This is a genomic window from Vibrio sp. La 4.2.2, assembly GCF_027586995.1.
In the GTDB taxonomy this organism is placed as follows: Bacteria; Pseudomonadota; Gammaproteobacteria; order Enterobacterales; family Vibrionaceae; genus Vibrio; species Vibrio mediterranei.
Window position 1 is genome coordinate 154,180 of record NZ_JAPPTJ010000003.1, and the last position, 15,768, is coordinate 169,947.

The following is a 15,768-nucleotide window of genomic DNA, read 5'->3' on the forward strand; positions in this document are numbered from 1 at the left end:
CCTAAATTGGGCGCTGTTTTTATGACATCGTCAAGAACTAGATAAAGACCGTTCGCTTGCTATTCATTGACTCAATTGCGGCGTCTGCTAAACGCAGTGCAAACTCGCCATCGATACCGGAACAATTAGGCTTACCACCATTAAGAATGTCTACGAAGTGTTGCCACTCCGCAATGTACGCCTCTTTATATCTCTCTAAGAAGAAGTGTAGTGGTTTCGCGCATTCTACTCCTTGAGCAGAAGTCATACTTATCAGGTTCTCACGGACGTTTTCCGCTTGAAGCATGCCTTTCTCGCCGTGCAGTTCAATACGCTGATCGTAGCCGTAACCAGACTTACGACTATTCTGAATCGTAGCGATTGCACCAGACGCAAAGTTCAATACAATCACTCCGGTATCAATGTCACCTGCCTTTCCGATCTCAGGGTCTATTTTACAACTGCCATGAGCAGTGACCGAGACCGGGTCTTCACCCAAAATGAATCTCGCCATATCAAGATCATGGATAGTCATATCACGGAACATGCCACCAGATACTTTACTGTATTCCGCAGGTGGCGGCTCTGGGTCGCGAGAGGTAATCGTTAGTGTCGCTGGCTCACCTACTTCACCTTCAACCACGCGTTGTTTCAGATTAGCAAAGTGAGGGTCAAAACGGCGATTAAAACCGACAAGTAAAGGCACCTTATATTGTTCAACAACACCCAAGCAATCGCGAACTCGGCTTGAGTCGAGATCGATCGGCTTTTCGCAGAAGATCGTTTTACCTGCTTTCGCGCCCAGTTCAATCAAATCAGCGTGAGTATCGGTAGCGGAGCAAATACATACCGCATCAACACTTGAGTCGGCCATTGCTTCTTCAATAGATTGACGTTTAGCACCATATTGGTCGCATAAAAGATTGGCATTGACATCATAAGGGTCAATCACCGAATACAAGTTAGTTTCAGGGTGATTGGCAATGTTCACAGCATGAACTTGCCCAATGCGCCCTGCTCCAAACAGCGCGATATTATACATTCTGCACTCCTTCCTTTGCTTGTCGTTTGTCCAACTCGATGGTGAGTCAAACCAGAATAAGTTGCTCATGAGCGGCATGGTTTCGGTAGGTAGCCATATGACACTCATCGCGATTACATGTAGTCCTCAGAATTAATCCATGCATGAGGACCCTCCCAACTGAACAGCCATTTGCGCTTAGGTCCGGCCATTACATTCAGGTAATAGTTGTCATAACCGGCCATAGTAGCTACAGGGTGGTAACCTTTTGGCACCATGACCACATCTTTGTCATACACCGCCATGCACTCATCTATTTCCCTATCATCGGTGTACACGCGCTGCATACAAAATCCTTGAGACGGGTCTAAGCGATGATAATAAGTTTCTTCTAAATAGGTTTCTTGGCCGTCGATATCTTGGTCGTGTTTATGGCTAGGATAAGAGCTCGTACAGCCCTCTTCAGTAAAGACCTCGACGACGAGCAGGCTGTCCGCGAGTTTGTTATCTGGGAGAATATTGTGTACGTACCTTTGGTTCTGTCGCTTACCTCGGTGCTCAGCATCAACATCTTGAGGGGTGATATGACGAGTCGGAAAAGTACCTTCACTGGGCGCTTCGCAAACCGCCAGTTCCAAATCCGTTTCAGCCAGAATCTGAACACTCTGCAGGGGTGCGACATACACTGAGTGTGGCCTAATACGCTGTTGGTTTTCATCTTTTTCAAATGGCGACATACGTTCACCAATATTACTAAACACCTGATTATTAACCGTCACAGTTGCTCTTCCCGACACCAAGACTAAACACTTCTCGGTAGCCGTTTGATCAAGCATTAACACCTCCCCTTTTGCGATCTCATAAACTGAAAAGCCAACGTATTGCCAATTTGCACTCTCAGGCGTAATCGATTGAACACGGGAATCAACAGATGATTGAGAGTACTTAGAAAGCAGATAAGACATAGGGAGCGCTCCGTTGCCAGTGAGGCTTTGTGAAACATTTAATTCAATTATATTTATATGAAATATTTATTTCGTGACATAGACAGCAAAGTCCACTTAATACGGAGAATATTTAACCGTTAAGTGGACATATCATTTGCTTAGAACAGAGCTTTCATACCTTTAAGCATCTTAGTAGCGACATCGTAATAATCTTGCTCCCACATTTGATCATTTAGATATTCGCCCGAATAGAAGCCTTGGTAACCCGTAGACTGGATGGCATCAACCCACTCAGACAAAGGAATATCGCCTTGCCCAATAAAGTGACCACGTAACTCTCTTTCATCTGGCCAAACTGCTCCTTCTTCAGGGCGAGTACCATCTGAAATATGGACGTTGTAGATAAGGGAGGGATCAATGTTGGCGATTTGCTCGAGACTTGCGCCTCGGCATGCCCAAAAATGCCAGGTATCGAGAACAAAGCCAAAGTTGTCGCGCCCTACAGCATCTAACAAACGATAGTAATCGTCGAGCGAAGCAATGGGAGTCCATGCTGCACCCTCATATTGAAAGCGAATGCCATAATCTTTACCTATATCCGCAATCGAACGTATATTTTGAGCTGTCAGCTCAATGTTTTGCTCTAAAGTGAGTCCGTTCAATGCTTCAAAGGCATTAAGTTGAATGGTAGGTGCACCTATTTGCTGAGCGAACTGACATAACACTTCCGCATCTTGGAACAATTGAGCTTTCGACGCTTTATCCGTCACTTCGATGGCGCCAATAATATCAATCGCTGTAGGCTCTATGTTGAAATGATCTAAACGCTGTTTAAATTGCTCTGCGGATAGGCCGGCTTTAATGTAGCGCCAGAGTTTTTCAGTGTGGATTTCTAACCCTTGATACCCAGTATCATGAGCTAAACGAATGTCAGAAATAACATTGCTGTGGAGTGAACACATTCCATGTAAAGCATAACGCATAGTGGATCTCCTTGAATTTTGGCAACAAGAAGCTAAGCCTTGATGCATTTGCTTTACAAGGCTTACTCTTTAAAAGTCTGGATGTTCATTAATTGTGATTAATTTACTTCGCGGCACATTAAGCTAACCGCTAATGTCTGAGCTAGGTACATTGAACTACTCAACGAGCGGAACCCCATTACCTCGCCTTCTTGCACTTCAAAACACACTTCCATCTTACTGCCTTGAGGTGTCATCTGATTGTCGGTAATGGCGATAATAGGTACGTTCTTTTTGTATGCTTCGTCAATTAGGTCACTGGTTTCTTGCGCGTAAGGGTTGAATGTCACCGTGAACAGCACATCATTTTCGTTCATACGACGCGTCATGGGCGACAACATACCACCATGATCATCTAAGAGCACAACGTTGTTATCCGATTTCATTAACGCATACCAGAGGTAGAACGCTACAGGGTAAGCTCGGCGCATCCCTTGAATGTAGATGGTTTCAGCCCCTTCAAGCATGGCCACAGCACGTTCCAATTTCTGTGGCGACACCATAACTTGAAGTTGTTCAAGCGCCTCAATATTGGCATCACCAAAATCTTGAAAGATGGCTTGTGGAGAATCGTGTGGTACATCTTCCATCTCACGTGCTTTACGAACACGTTCTTTGTAGTCTCTAGGACGATTCAAATACTGATCTCTAAACAATATTTGCATAGACGTGAAGCCATCAAAGCCCATCGCATTGGAGAATCGACTTAGTGTCGACAACGGTACATTGGCTTGTTGCGCGATGGTTGCCATGGTTTCTACGGCGACCAGCATTGGCTGTTCCATGACAAAGTCGGCTACCTGCTGCAGCCTACTGCTCAGGCCGTCATAGCGTTTCACGATAAGCTCGCGTAACGAATCTAAATCAGCGGGTACTTTTACTTCTACATCCATAGTGATAACGCTCTCCTATTCGAACGCAATAAATAGTCAACCGGTCCCCTTCCCAAATTAGGTTGGGGACTCTATTTTATGATAATAATTCAAAGTTGCGAATCGCTTCTTGCTTAACATACGGCATTGCTTTCTGCATAAAGTAGATTCGATCAAATTTCTGCGGTTCATCATTCATATAACCGCGCAAGTTATGACCAAGAGCTTGACGCAAGCAGGTACCAATATTGAATTTTGATACGCGACTCTGTTTCAACTTAAGCATGTCTTCATCGCGAATACCGCTCGTTCCGTGAATGACTAAAGGTACCGTGACCTCATTGGCAATACGATCTAAACGCCCAAAGTCGATAGTACAAGTTGGCTCGGTCAAACGATGAATATTGCCTACCGAGATTGCTACACAGTCAACGCCACTTTCTTGGGCAAATCTAGCAGCATCCTCAGGCTCAGTATAGATAGATTTGATATGGTCGCGTCCCTCTTCGTAAGGTACTGAGCCAATCTCACCTTCTACAGAAGCACCCAGTGCGTGAGCCACTTCGACCACTTTTTTTGTGCGAGCGATGTTTTCATCCAGAGTCAGTTGAGAGCCATCAAACATAACCGAGCTGAAACCCGCTTTAAGCGCACGATAGACAATGTCTTCTTCATAAGTATGGTCCAAATGTAGGCAGACCGGTACGCTGCTCTTGTGAGCGAGGTTGAGGAACATCGCCGCAGCGGTTTCCACACCGTAGAAATCGACAACGTCTTTATTACAAGCCAGAATGACAGGCTTACCAACTTCTTCCGCCGCTTCTACCACTGCTCTTGCGTCTTCGAAACCGAAAATATTAAAGCAAGGTACTGAATAATCAGAAGCCGCCGCATCAGGTAATAGATCATTAAGATTCACTAACATGCATTGTCTCCTATTTGAACTTCGCAATCATATCTTTGATACCTGGAATGGTATTCACTTGATATTCATGGTGAGGGTCAAAATGTTGAATCAGAGACTTGTCAGTCTTCCCAACAATAATGGTGAAGTAATACATCTCATAGCCCGGCGCCGCCACACTTGGGTGGTAACCTTTGTCGATAGCGATTACTGAGCCTGTTTTAACGTGATAAACCGGACCATGGTCATCTTCATGTTCATACAAGAACTGAGCACCAAAACCGAAATCAGGGTTAAAACGGAACTGATACACTTCTTCGTACAGTGTTTCTCGACTGCCATCTTCTTTCACACGATCTTCATCATGCTTATGTGGAGGGAAACCTGACCAACCACCAGCGCCAACCGTAAACAATTCGCTGACTAACAAACGACCGCGTTTGTCAGCATTTGATTGACCAAGAACATGTTTGATTTTACGGTGCGTTTTGGTGTCGTCTGAGCCGTATTGAACGATATCGACATTCTCTTCACGAACGCAGAACGGTTCTAGTGACGCTTCAAACTTACCGCCAGCAATCATGATGTCGGCATTCTCGCTGACACACTCTATTTGCGCTGTGTAACCAAGTGGTACATAAACCGCTTCTGGATTGCCGTCCCACACTGACGCACGTTTACCAATGTTGTCGAACACTTGGGTGTCTTGCCCATTAGTCACTGAAACACTACAAGTGCCACCAGCTAACACGATAACAGACTCATACCCTTCAACCTCATGGTTGAATGTGCCGCCTTGAGTCAAACAAACTTGGTTGAAATAACACAAAGGTGTGACTTCATCATTAATACCTACAATGGGTTCATTTTTATTATCGTAGGGTGGTATGTGTTTACCCATATTCTTTCTCCTCACTGCTCTTTTCTTTGAGCGCAGTTTCAATTCCCTAAACTTGTTCATTAATAAAAAAACCGGGCCACGATGGTGTGTATTTTCGCGAGTATCTGAGGTCGAAATACCGGCCCGGGAGACTAAATACTGTCTTCAATCACATCAGTCGATGCCACTAAACACCTTGGTTTCTTGTCTCAATAAAATCAAAAAGCTGCTCTTTCGTTGGCATAGCTTCGGTACAGCTATCCCCACTGACATTAATCGCAGCCGCAGCGGAGCCATTTCTCACGCCTTCTTGCAGTGTGCCACCATTCACTAAGGTCCAAATCAAACCACCTGCAAAGGAGTCACCAGAGCCAAATGGCTTATTCACTTCAACTCGGAAGATGCCTTGCTGGAACTTAGAGCCATCACGGCAATACACTTTCGAACCAAACTCACCAGCCTTAATCACCACAATCTGGGTGTTGTCGCGCATAAAGCGTTCTGCTGTGGCATCGTCATCCTTATTGCCCGGTGCAATCACCGTTTCCATCATGTCGAACTCTTCACGATTACCGATCACGATATCGGACAGGCTAGAGGCAATCCCGTAATAGATAGAAGCATCAGTATCGGTGCGCCATGAATAAGGACGGTAGTCCACATCCAAGACAACTAAAGTGTTACTGCGACGCGCATGTTGCATCGCGATCAACGTAGCTTCACGACTTGGGCTCTCAGAAAGTGCCGTGCCTGTCACCACCAAAACCTTTGAACTTGCTATATATTCAGGGTCGATTTGCTCTGGCTTTATCGTCAGATCAGAAGCGTTATTTCGATAGATAAGGACCGTACAGTCACTTGGTTTCATCTCAGTGAAAGCGACCGAAGTACGAGAGCCAGAGTTGTCAGTCATCATGCCGTCTAGGTTGATCCCCTGTCCTGACATGTAACCTTTTACATAGCCACCAAACGCATCATCAGCAACACAACCAATGAAACCCACTTTGCCACCTAGTTTGCTCACAGCGACCGCAATATTGGCCGCTGAACCACCAACAAACTTGTTGAAGCCCGACAAATCCGCCATATCGGTTTTTGATTCGCGGGCGTATAGATCCACACCCGCGCGTCCTAAAACGATGGCATCCAACGGTCTGTCATGTTGAAATGCAATTTTTGTCATCGTCGTTCCTATTATTTGTAGCTAACCCAAGCCGCGCCTTGGTCCGCAGACTCAACGCACTTCTCACACAAACGAACCCCTTCGATGCCCGCATCAATACCAGGGAACCAAATACCCGCTAGGGCTTCTTGGTCATCGCGGTCAGCTGCATCAAATGCCATGGCGAAGCGGTGATATAGGTTAGCCCAAGACTCAAAGTAACCTTCAGCATGACCACCACCAACACGGTTAGAGGCAACACCTTCTGCGTCTTGATACAAGTAACCCATGCCACGCTCTAGTACGCGAGGTGCTTCACCTTGTACTTCGTAACGAAGTTGGTTTGGATACTCATCCCACCATTCGATCGATGCTTTAGAGCCGACAATACGGATCTTCTGTTGATGCATCGAACCAGAGTTCACAGCCGATGCCCAAAGCGTACCAACTGCGCCGCCTTTGAACTTGATCATCACATGTGCGTTATCTTCAAGTGGCGCACGAGATTCGATAAAGCTTTGGCGCATACATGCCAAGCTATCAACTTCTAGTCCGGTCATTACCTCGTTGAGATAAAACGCATGGGTACCAATGTCACCTAACACATAAGTTGGACCTGATACTTCAGGGCTCACACGCCATTTCAAACCTGGGTCATTTTTCTCGTATTCTTCATTATGGAAGCCGTGAGCGAACTGCATATTGATGACACGAACCTCACCAAGGTCACCACGTTGCACCATTTCACGCGCCTGTTGGACCATAGGGAAACCTGTATAACCATACATCACACCGATAACACGATTGTTTTGCGCCGCGATAGTTTTTAGCTCTTCCGCTTCTTCCGTCGTAAAGGTGATTGGCTTTTCGCACACCACATGAAGCTTGGCTTCTAGTGCCGCTTTACAGATTTCGTAGTGAGTAGAGTTTGGCGTAGCAATAGAGACAGCTTGAATGCCATCTTCACGCTGTGCTTCTTGAGCAAACAACTCTTTATAGCTTGAGTAACAACGCTCTGGGTCTAGGCCAAGATTGACGCCAAAATCGCGGCAACGATCAGCATCTAGGTCAAACGCACCCGCAACCAACTTAAACAATCCATCACGCTGTGCTGCATTGCGGTGAGAGTAACCAATTTGGCTACCACGACCACCACCTACCATTGCCCAACGAATTGGCTGTTCAAAATGACGCTCTTCATTAAACATGCTTGACTCCTTGTGTGGCTCCTAGTGTCTAGGAGCCGAGATTAAGTGTTAGAAAATTAAATAGAAATCTGAACTAGACACCGCGGCGCTGTGTAGCGCGGCCTTCTTCCCAACTCACCACTTTCTCTGCGACGTGGTCGTTGCGTGTTACTTCTGGTAGACCGACTTCCCACCAGCAATCGCACTTAGACCATGCTGCTGGCGATACTGGGTCAATATCAACCACGATAACGTAAGTACGATCGGCTTCTTTAGCGCGTTGGAATGCTGCATCGAACTCATCTACCGACGTCAGCTTCTCACTGATCGCCCCTTGAGCTTCAGCGTGTTTAGCGAAGTCGACACGAGCCACTTCACCATCAGGACGACGACAGTCTTCAAGTAGGTTGTTAAAAGAGTCGTTACCCGTGTTGTTCTGAAGCTTGTTGATAACAGCAAAGCCACCGTTATCGCACACTACGACTATCATCTTGTGACCAGTAAGGACAGATGAGTAAATGTCTGAGTTTTGAATCAGGTATGAGCCGTCACCGACAAGCACAACCACATCGTTTTCTGGGTTCGCCACTTTAGCGCCCCAACCGCCGGCAATTTCATAGCCCATGCATGAGAATCCAAACTCGATATCAAACTTGCCGATTTGGTAGTTTTGCCAGTTCATCGCTAGTTCAGCAGGCAGGCCACCTGCGGCTGTCAGCACGGTATCACCCGGCTGCATGGATTTGTTCAGCTTACCAATCACTTCTGCGTATGAAGACAGTCCAGGTAACAGGTCGCCCTCTTGAGGGTTGGTACGACGATGAACGACCGCTTTCCACTCATCGGCCTGCTCTTTCGCAGTTTGAGCCCAGGCATTATCACCCTGCCAATCACCAAGTAACTTCGATAACTCAACCAAGCCACGTTTGGCATCACATTTGACTGGCAGCGCGCGGTGTTTTATCGCATCAAAACGGCCAACGTTAATAGTGATAAGTTTCATGTCTGGGTTCTTGAATACACTCCACGAACCTGTAGTAAAGTCTTGCAAACGAGTACCAATTGCGACGACTACATCCGCATGCGCCGCCATGTAGTTGGCCGAATCAGCGCCTGTCACACCAATAGGCCCTGCATTGAGCGGGTTGTCTTGCAACATCGTGGCACGACCCGCGATAGTCTCTACAACCGGAATATTGTGCTGTTTTGCGAATGCCGCGAGCTCATCAGTTGCAAGTGAGTAATGCACTCCACCACCAGATACGATCAGTGGTTTTTCCGCTTTCATCAGTACTGCTTTTGCATCCTCAAGGTCAGCAATTTCTGGCTCTGGTCGACGAATACGGTGAACTTTTTCTTCGAAGAACACTTCAGGGAAATCGTAAGCAACGCCTTGAATATCTTGAGGAAGGCCGATAAATGCAGGTCCACAGGTCTCTGGATCAAGCATGGTGTCAATCGCTTGAGGCAATGAGTGCATCAGCTGTGAAGGCGAGATAATACGATCCCAGTAACGAGTTAGTGGTTTGAAAGCATCGTTACAAGTAATAGATGGGTCGTAGAAATTCTCCGGCTGTTGTAATACTGGGTCAGGTAAACGGCTTACGTATGCGTCCCCTGAAATCAATAGCACAGGAAGTCGGTTAGTGTGAGCAATACCCGCTGCGGTCACCATATTGGTTGCACCCGGACCAATTGAACTTGTCGCGATACCAATACGTCTGCGCTGGTTTGCTTTTGCATAAGCAATCGCCGCCGTCGCCATCGACTGTTCATTTTGACCACGCCAAGTCGGAATTTTGTCTTCAATGTTCTTAAGTTGCTGTCCAAAGCACGTCACGTTGCCGTGACCGAATATGGCAAAAGCGGTGCCGAAAAGTTGCTCTTTTTTTCCATCTATTTCGATCATTTGAGCAGCTAAGTATTGTGCAAGCGCTTCTGCGACAGTTAGGCGTACAGTTTTCATTCTATTCCTCGGTAGTCTCAACTTTGTCCATTCCATGAGTAAGCTACGTTTTGCATCCCTAACCCCGTAGCTTTGTGATGGGGAGCGTGGCTCCCCATCATCCAGAGCTCAATTACAAGCCGTATTTCTTCGCGTAACCTGTGATGTTCTCGTAAGCAGTTTTTGCGTAAGTTAGTGGGTGAGCTTTTGCTGGGTCTTGTTCAGCTTCAACCAATAACCAACCTTGATAGTTACGAGCTTTAAGCGCAGCAAACACGTCGTCATAGTCCACATCGCCCGTACCAGGGACAGTGAATACACCGTCAAGAACAGCATTTAAGAAGGATTTATCAGCTTCGCGAGCCGCTTTCATGACATCAAGACGAAGGTCTTTGAAATGCATGTGACCGATGCGATGACCCCAACGCTCAATCATAGTCACTGGGTTACCGCCACCGTATGTGATGTGGCCAGTGTCCAATGTTAGGAATACAGACTCACCCGTGAATTCCATCATAAGGTTGATGTCATCTTCTGTTTCACAGATAGTGCCAACATGATGGTGGAAAGAGAGCTTAATATCGTGTTCGTTTAGCAGATAGTCAGCGACTTTGGTCAACTTCTCGCAGTACATTTTCCACTCACCCATTGATAAGATGACGCGCTGTGAAAGTGGTGTGTTGATGTCGCCATGGACAGTGTTGCTCACTTCACCATATACCATTGCTTTACAGCCTGCTGCCTTAAGAAGCTTGATGTGGTCTTGCATCGCTGCAATCTCTTCATCAGCCGTCATCGTCATTAGGTTGCCGCTATACCAACCTGACGCGAGTACAAGGCCATGTTCTTTAAGTAGTGGTACTAATACTTCTGGCTCACGTGGATACTTGGTGCCTAGCTCTGTGCCTGTGAATCCAGCTTCAGCCATTTCACTTAAACACGTTTCCAAAGGGATCTCGCCACCAAGCTCTGGCATATCATCGTTGGTCCAAGTCAGTGGGCTAATTCCATATTGCACGTTGCTCATTTTTATTCTCCGACAATGTTTTAAAGATTTTCCAAGTGATTCAAAGCGCTCATGTTGATCAATTCATCGCATTAGCAAACTTTGAACATCTCCTGTTGTTTCACTGAGGACTACTTTAGCCAAAAAAAACACCAATGAAAAATATTTTTCATACCATCCAGTGAGATTTTCAAAACAAGATGAAATTGGAAAAAACCTATATAGCACGCGGCTTACCACTGTTTTTGATCTAGATCTCACTTTTATTAAACATATATTTTTCAGACACTTATAACATTTGTAGGATTTGAAAAAGATTTTTCATAGTTTGATGAAGATAACATTTTTGGACAAAATGACAGTTTAACGGTAGTCGAAACAGAAAAGAGTCAATATGATTAAAACACCAGCAAAATGAAAAATAATTTTCAAATTACACAACTATAACATCTGCTGGACTTATAGAATGCCAATACTCGTACCCTACAAACCGAAGTATTGGGCGTTACCCAACTGGAACTGGTTCGATGGTAAAGGGACAGCTTTGGGGAATCTCAATAAGGAAAATAAAATGGAAGCAACATCCAAGGCAGAAGCACGAAAACACAATATTGCCTATATTGTTCGAATCTGCTGTATTGCAGCACTAGGCGGGATACTACTAGGATATGATACCGCGGTAATTTCAGGCGCCATTGGCCCTATTAGAGAACACTTTGGTTTAACCCCAGCACAAACTGGCTGGGCCGTATCCAGTGTCGTACTAGGCAGTATTATCGGCGCAGTCAGTGCCGGTTGGGCTGCTCTTAAGTATGGCCGTCGCAACACCCTATTCATCGCAGCCGTGCTCTTTATGATTTCGGCCATTGGTTCAGCTTTAGCCGCCACATTTAGCTTCTATGTCATCTTAAGAATTGTCGGTGGTGTTGCCGTCGGTCTGGCATGTGTTGTTTCCCCAATGTATATGTCTGAAGTCGCTCCTAAAGACTTTCGAGGGCGCGCCGTCAGTATGTTCCAACAGTCTGCCGTTATTGGTCAAACAGGTGTTTTCTACGTCAATTATCTTATCGCTAAAGGTATGTCAGAAGCTTGGTTAGTGGATCTAGGCTGGCGTTGGATGCTGGGCTCCGAAGTGATTCCGGCGGCACTGTTTGCAGTGTTACTGTTTATTATTCCAGAGTCCCCTCGTTGGTTGGTACTCAAAGGAAGAATCGATGAAGCGAAAACCACTCTGTCTAAAATCTCTAACCCAAAACATGCAGAACAACTTATTCTGGAAATCCAAGACTCCCTTAAAGACAGTTTAAGCACTGCTAAGAACAAAGTGAGTTTACGCTCTCCTCTCTTATTCGCTATTCTTGTCATCGGTACCTTTGTTGCTGCGGCGCAACAGTTAACGGGTATCAACGTCATCATGTATTACACCCCTGAGATCCTGAAACCGATTACGGGCTCTACAGAAAACGCTCTATTCCAAACTACCTTCGTTGGCGTGGTATTCATTCTAGGTAATGCGCTTGGCATGTATCTTATCGACAAAGTCGGACGTCTACCGCTAATGAAATACGGTACCTTCGGCTGTGCACTTGGTATGTTTGTTGTGGGCTATGTTTTGTATCAACAAACGGAAGGTTATGCCGCCTTGTTCGCGCTATGTCTATACGTTGTTTCCTATGCCACTTCATGGGGCTGCGCATGTTGGACCATGATTTCTGAAATTTTCCCGAACAGCATCCGCTCTAGAGCGATGGCGATCGCCGTCGGTGCTCAATGGTTTACTGGCTTTATCGTCACTCAATCCTTCCCTATGCTCAACGAAAATGCCTATCTAAAAGAGAACTTTAATGGTGCATTTGCGTTCTGGTTATTTGCGATTCTTTCTATCATCTGTATGTACGTTGTTGTTAAGTATGTACCTGAAACCAAAGGCGTCAGTCTGGAAAAAATGGAAGAAGCCATGGCGAAAAAATTGGGCAAAAAAGTGCCACAGTCCACATCTGAAGCACGTGCTTAATCAATAAGACTCCACAACAAAACGGGAACAGGCTAACTTAAGGTCTGTTCCTTTTTTGTTTTTAACCTGGCCAACACAATGAGGCGTTTATGCTCGATAAAATGGCGTTTTTTGTTTACGTGATTCGCTCTGGCTCCATTTCTTCTGCGGCACGACGATTCAATATTTCAGTTTCGGCTGGCAGCCGCTGGTTACAGGAACTTGAAAACCACTTTGGAACCACTTTGTGTCGTCGTTCAAATCGACTTTTGGAAGCCACTCAGGCCGGTCAAACTCTATTCGAAGAATTCTCCCCCCTAGTCGATAGCGCAGAACGCATCAGCAGAAAGCTAGAAGATTACCAGACACAAGAAAAAGGCCATGTCGACATCGTCTGCACGCCTGTCTATGCCAATCATTATTTGATGGATATGATTGCCCAATACTCCAAGGCTCACCCAGACGTGACATTTAATATCAACGTCACGCCTTGGGCGTTAGACCATGCAAGTACCTCTGACTTAATGATCAGCGCCAATGCCAGCTTCCAAGGTTATCGCGAAAAAGATTTACTGCTGGTGAAGCGAGAATTGATGCAATGTCCGTTTATTGTCGTCGCCTCTCCACAATATCTTGAATCGCACAACCTACCTTCTCACCCTAGTGACTTGGCTCAACACCCTTGTTTGATCGCCACCACGCTCACCGGAAGTAACGATTGGATCTTTCGTCAGCAAGCGGAAAATATCATTTTAAAGGTACCGAAAACCGTTGAGGTTAATGATAGTGATTTGTTGCTAAGAGGGGCTTTGAATGGAATTGGTATTGCGTACCTGCCTGAGTTTGTCGCGAGAAGTTACATTGATAATGGTAAGCTAATCGCACTACTGCCCGACTATCAAACCAGTATTTGGAGTTTAAATCTGTATTATCATTCGCCGCAGACCGCCTCTCCCACGGCGACAAAATTTAAGGATTTTTTGCTTGCCAGCAAAGAAGAACGGCATAGCTGACTTATACCATTACGAAGCTTTGTATCGCGTCGTAACATAGCTTCGCACCAGATAAAAATAAGAACGCGTAGCAAAGCTGATAGATTCGCTCCTGACTAACTTTATGAAGTAGCATTACACCAAGTTTCACTCCCACCGGAGCGAACGGAATAAGTAACAATGCGGTGAATAAATTGGTTTCATCAAACTCCCCCAGCGCCACATATGGGACTACTTTTACCACATTGATAATGGCAAACAGCAGCGCCATAGTTGCGATAAGTGTGACTTTCTCTAAGCGCAGTGGCAGCAAGTAAATACTTGCTGGGCCACCACCTGCATGGATAGCCGTACTGGAAAACCCGCCCAATGCACTCCAAAACCACGCGCTCAATTTCCCTGGAGTCGATGACGACTGTTTACCACCAAACCAGTGCTGAAAACAAAAAGCCAAAGACAGCAAACCTATGGTGAGTTTTAGGCCAGTTTCAGGTGTCACACTTAAGAATAACCCCGCGAGCACCACACCTAGAATCGACCCAGGAAGCATTTGCTTTAAAATCCGATAATCAGCGTTCTTGTAATGGTGACGAACGGCGAACGCGTCCATAACAATAAGAATGGGCAGTAAAATTGCCGCTGCCTGAGTAGGAGAGATAATGAGTGCCATTAACGGAACCGCGATGATCCCCAATGCCCCTCCTAGCCCACCTTTACCTATGCCATAAATCAACACAGCAGGTATTGCCATTATGTAAAACCAAGGATCGCTGACTATCGGCATGGTTAGACTCCTAATGAAGCGAGGTAGTTGCGGCTGCGCTGAAGGTCAACTTTTACCTGTTGCGACTGTTTAACGTTGTGCTCGTGTTCCACAACTAACCACCCTTGATAGTCAATTGATTTTAAACTCGCTATGACTTGATTGAGTTTGATATCGCCGTCTCCAAGTGGAGTAACAAGCCCGTCAGAATAGGCATCAAACCACGGCTGTTTGTCTCTAATTGCTACACGTAACTTGTCGATAGATACATCTTTCAAATGAACATGCTCAATTCTATTCGCATACTGTCTGATCAGGCTCAAAGGGTCCATTCCATCTAAAAACGTATGACCAATATCGAGACATAATCCAAGTTCGGAATCGGAAAATTGATGCAATACAAACTCTATCTCATCTTTAAACCCAATATACCCACCAACACCGGGATGCAGTAAACAACGCAATCCATGCTCCTGAGCTAGACTAATGATTTGTCTCATGTTGTTGATGAGGTGATGTTTCTGTTCTGAGGTTAATCGAGGTGCTGTTGCACTTTGACCGAGACTGCCAAAGCGCTCAGGATGATTACCTTCTATAAGCAGTAGCGTACCCACTCCTAGCGCCTTTAAACGAGCGCACGTTTTCTCAGTTTGTTTGAGAATTGCTGGCATTTTTTCGCTGTCACTAAAGGGTTGTTGCAGCTTACCAGCACATATTTCTAGTCCTCGCGTTCGGCACGCACTTTTGGTCAGCATCGACTCCTCTGGAAAGTAGCCGTCTGGCCCCAGTTCAATACCACGATATCCGCAGTCACTTGCCTCCATTAGCACTTTACCCCAACTTGGGTTTAGCCCATTGTCTGGCTCTTCGATACCCCAACAGCAAGGGGCGCAAGCTATTCGATTATGCATAACGTTTTCTCCAATTATCCTGATACCAAGATAAAAGTGTTAATAATGAAAAGACGTGATCAACCACCAATTTGGTATTTGCATTTATGCAAAGCCGCTTTGAATTCTTGTCTATAACACATAGTCGCTGCTCCCTTTTAGACTGAAACAAAGCGCTCAAACAGACGCATCATTTAAGGTATTG

14 protein-coding genes are annotated in these 15,768 nt (G+C 45.7%); 2 read left to right on the plus strand and 12 right to left on the minus strand.

All coding sequences use genetic code 11. From position 1 onward, the window contains the following. Positions 1 to 37 precede the first annotated feature (37 nt). From iolG to iolE, 10 genes are all read right to left on the minus strand, one after another. On the minus strand, positions 38 to 1,021 hold the full coding sequence (gene iolG, locus OH456_RS07025) for an inositol 2-dehydrogenase (RefSeq protein ID WP_252038993.1): 984 nt from the start codon (positions 1,019 to 1,021) through the stop codon (positions 38 to 40). Positions 1,022 to 1,134: 113 nt separating this feature from the next. Further along, entirely contained in the window at positions 1,135 to 1,965 is an 831-nt protein-coding gene (iolB, locus tag OH456_RS07030) for a 5-deoxy-glucuronate isomerase (RefSeq protein ID WP_270033169.1), read from the minus strand. A 140-nt stretch (positions 1,966 to 2,105) separates the two neighbouring features. Continuing rightward, the gene (locus OH456_RS07035; protein ID WP_270033170.1) at positions 2,106 to 2,930 is read right to left on the minus strand and encodes a sugar phosphate isomerase/epimerase family protein; all 825 of its coding nucleotides are present in this window, start codon (positions 2,928 to 2,930) and stop codon (positions 2,106 to 2,108) included. A 98-nt stretch (positions 2,931 to 3,028) separates the two neighbouring features. Next, positions 3,029 to 3,862, minus strand: coding sequence for a MurR/RpiR family transcriptional regulator (locus tag OH456_RS07040; RefSeq protein ID WP_006070650.1), 834 nt, complete (start codon positions 3,860 to 3,862; stop codon positions 3,029 to 3,031). 76 nt (positions 3,863 to 3,938) lie between these two features. Then, on the minus strand, positions 3,939 to 4,766 hold the full coding sequence (locus OH456_RS07045; protein WP_006070649.1) for a class II fructose-bisphosphate aldolase: 828 nt from the start codon (positions 4,764 to 4,766) through the stop codon (positions 3,939 to 3,941). 10 nt (positions 4,767 to 4,776) lie between these two features. Next, positions 4,777 to 5,646, minus strand: a complete 870-nt coding sequence (locus OH456_RS07050; protein ID WP_006070648.1) for a 5-deoxy-glucuronate isomerase — start codon at positions 5,644 to 5,646, stop codon at positions 4,777 to 4,779. 166 nt (positions 5,647 to 5,812) lie between these two features. Then, a complete protein-coding gene (iolC, locus tag OH456_RS07055; RefSeq protein WP_006070647.1) occupies positions 5,813 to 6,808 on the minus strand; it encodes a 5-dehydro-2-deoxygluconokinase in 996 nt (331 codons plus the stop codon). 11 nt (positions 6,809 to 6,819) lie between these two features. Next, entirely contained in the window at positions 6,820 to 7,995 is a 1,176-nt protein-coding gene (locus OH456_RS07060; protein WP_088877186.1) for a Gfo/Idh/MocA family protein, read from the minus strand. Between the two features lie 73 nt (positions 7,996 to 8,068). Next, positions 8,069 to 9,940 carry a 3D-(3,5/4)-trihydroxycyclohexane-1,2-dione acylhydrolase (decyclizing) gene (gene iolD / locus OH456_RS07065; protein WP_270033171.1) on the minus strand — a complete coding sequence of 624 codons (1,872 nt, stop codon included), beginning with the start codon at positions 9,938 to 9,940 and terminating at the stop codon, positions 8,069 to 8,071. A gap of 112 nt (positions 9,941 to 10,052) precedes the next feature. Further along, the gene (gene iolE / locus OH456_RS07070) at positions 10,053 to 10,946 is read right to left on the minus strand and encodes a myo-inosose-2 dehydratase (protein WP_270033172.1); all 894 of its coding nucleotides are present in this window, start codon (positions 10,944 to 10,946) and stop codon (positions 10,053 to 10,055) included. 550 nt (positions 10,947 to 11,496) lie between these two features. Between iolE and OH456_RS07075 the strand changes: the two genes are divergently transcribed. Then, complete coding sequence (locus OH456_RS07075; protein WP_006070643.1) at positions 11,497 to 12,939, plus strand: sugar porter family MFS transporter; 1,443 nt, start codon at positions 11,497 to 11,499, stop codon at positions 12,937 to 12,939. Positions 12,940 to 13,028: 89 nt separating this feature from the next. Further along, positions 13,029 to 13,931 carry a LysR family transcriptional regulator gene (locus OH456_RS07080; RefSeq protein ID WP_270033173.1) on the plus strand — a complete coding sequence of 301 codons (903 nt, stop codon included), beginning with the start codon at positions 13,029 to 13,031 and terminating at the stop codon, positions 13,929 to 13,931. Position 13,932: 1 nt separating this feature from the next. Here the strand turns inward: OH456_RS07080 and OH456_RS07085 are convergent, their stop codons facing one another. Both OH456_RS07085 and OH456_RS07090 read right to left on the minus strand, forming a co-directional pair. Further along, positions 13,933 to 14,694, minus strand: a complete 762-nt coding sequence (locus OH456_RS07085) for a sulfite exporter TauE/SafE family protein (RefSeq protein WP_270033174.1) — start codon at positions 14,692 to 14,694, stop codon at positions 13,933 to 13,935. 2 nt (positions 14,695 to 14,696) lie between these two features. Next, complete coding sequence (locus OH456_RS07090; protein WP_270033175.1) at positions 14,697 to 15,584, minus strand: sugar phosphate isomerase/epimerase family protein; 888 nt, start codon at positions 15,582 to 15,584, stop codon at positions 14,697 to 14,699. Positions 15,585 to 15,768 lie beyond the last annotated feature (184 nt).

Excerpts from the sequence above, each read along its gene's own strand:
- iolB (WP_270033169.1), bottom strand. The coding sequence starts at position 1,965 with ATGTCTTATCTGCTTTCTAAGTACTCTCAATCATCTGTTGATTCCCGT.
- OH456_RS07090 (WP_270033175.1), bottom strand. The coding sequence starts at position 15,584 with ATGCATAATCGAATAGCTTGCGCCCCTTGCTGTTGGGGTATCGAAGAG.
- OH456_RS07035 (WP_270033170.1), bottom strand. The coding sequence starts at position 2,930 with ATGCGTTATGCTTTACATGGAATGTGTTCACTCCACAGCAATGTTATT.
- OH456_RS07060 (WP_088877186.1), bottom strand. The coding sequence starts at position 7,995 with ATGTTTAATGAAGAGCGTCATTTTGAACAGCCAATTCGTTGGGCAATG.
- OH456_RS07045 (WP_006070649.1), bottom strand. The coding sequence starts at position 4,766 with ATGTTAGTGAATCTTAATGATCTATTACCTGATGCGGCGGCTTCTGAT.
- iolC (WP_006070647.1), bottom strand. The coding sequence starts at position 6,808 with ATGACAAAAATTGCATTTCAACATGACAGACCGTTGGATGCCATCGTT.
- OH456_RS07040 (WP_006070650.1), bottom strand. The coding sequence starts at position 3,862 with ATGGATGTAGAAGTAAAAGTACCCGCTGATTTAGATTCGTTACGCGAG.
- OH456_RS07050 (WP_006070648.1), bottom strand. The coding sequence starts at position 5,646 with ATGGGTAAACACATACCACCCTACGATAATAAAAATGAACCCATTGTA.
- iolG (WP_252038993.1), bottom strand. The coding sequence starts at position 1,021 with ATGTATAATATCGCGCTGTTTGGAGCAGGGCGCATTGGGCAAGTTCAT.
- OH456_RS07080 (WP_270033173.1), top strand. The coding sequence starts at position 13,029 with ATGCTCGATAAAATGGCGTTTTTTGTTTACGTGATTCGCTCTGGCTCC.
- iolD (WP_270033171.1), bottom strand. The coding sequence starts at position 9,940 with ATGAAAACTGTACGCCTAACTGTCGCAGAAGCGCTTGCACAATACTTA.
- OH456_RS07075 (WP_006070643.1), top strand. The coding sequence starts at position 11,497 with ATGGAAGCAACATCCAAGGCAGAAGCACGAAAACACAATATTGCCTAT.
- iolE (WP_270033172.1), bottom strand. The coding sequence starts at position 10,946 with ATGAGCAACGTGCAATATGGAATTAGCCCACTGACTTGGACCAACGAT.
- OH456_RS07085 (WP_270033174.1), bottom strand. The coding sequence starts at position 14,694 with ATGCCGATAGTCAGCGATCCTTGGTTTTACATAATGGCAATACCTGCT.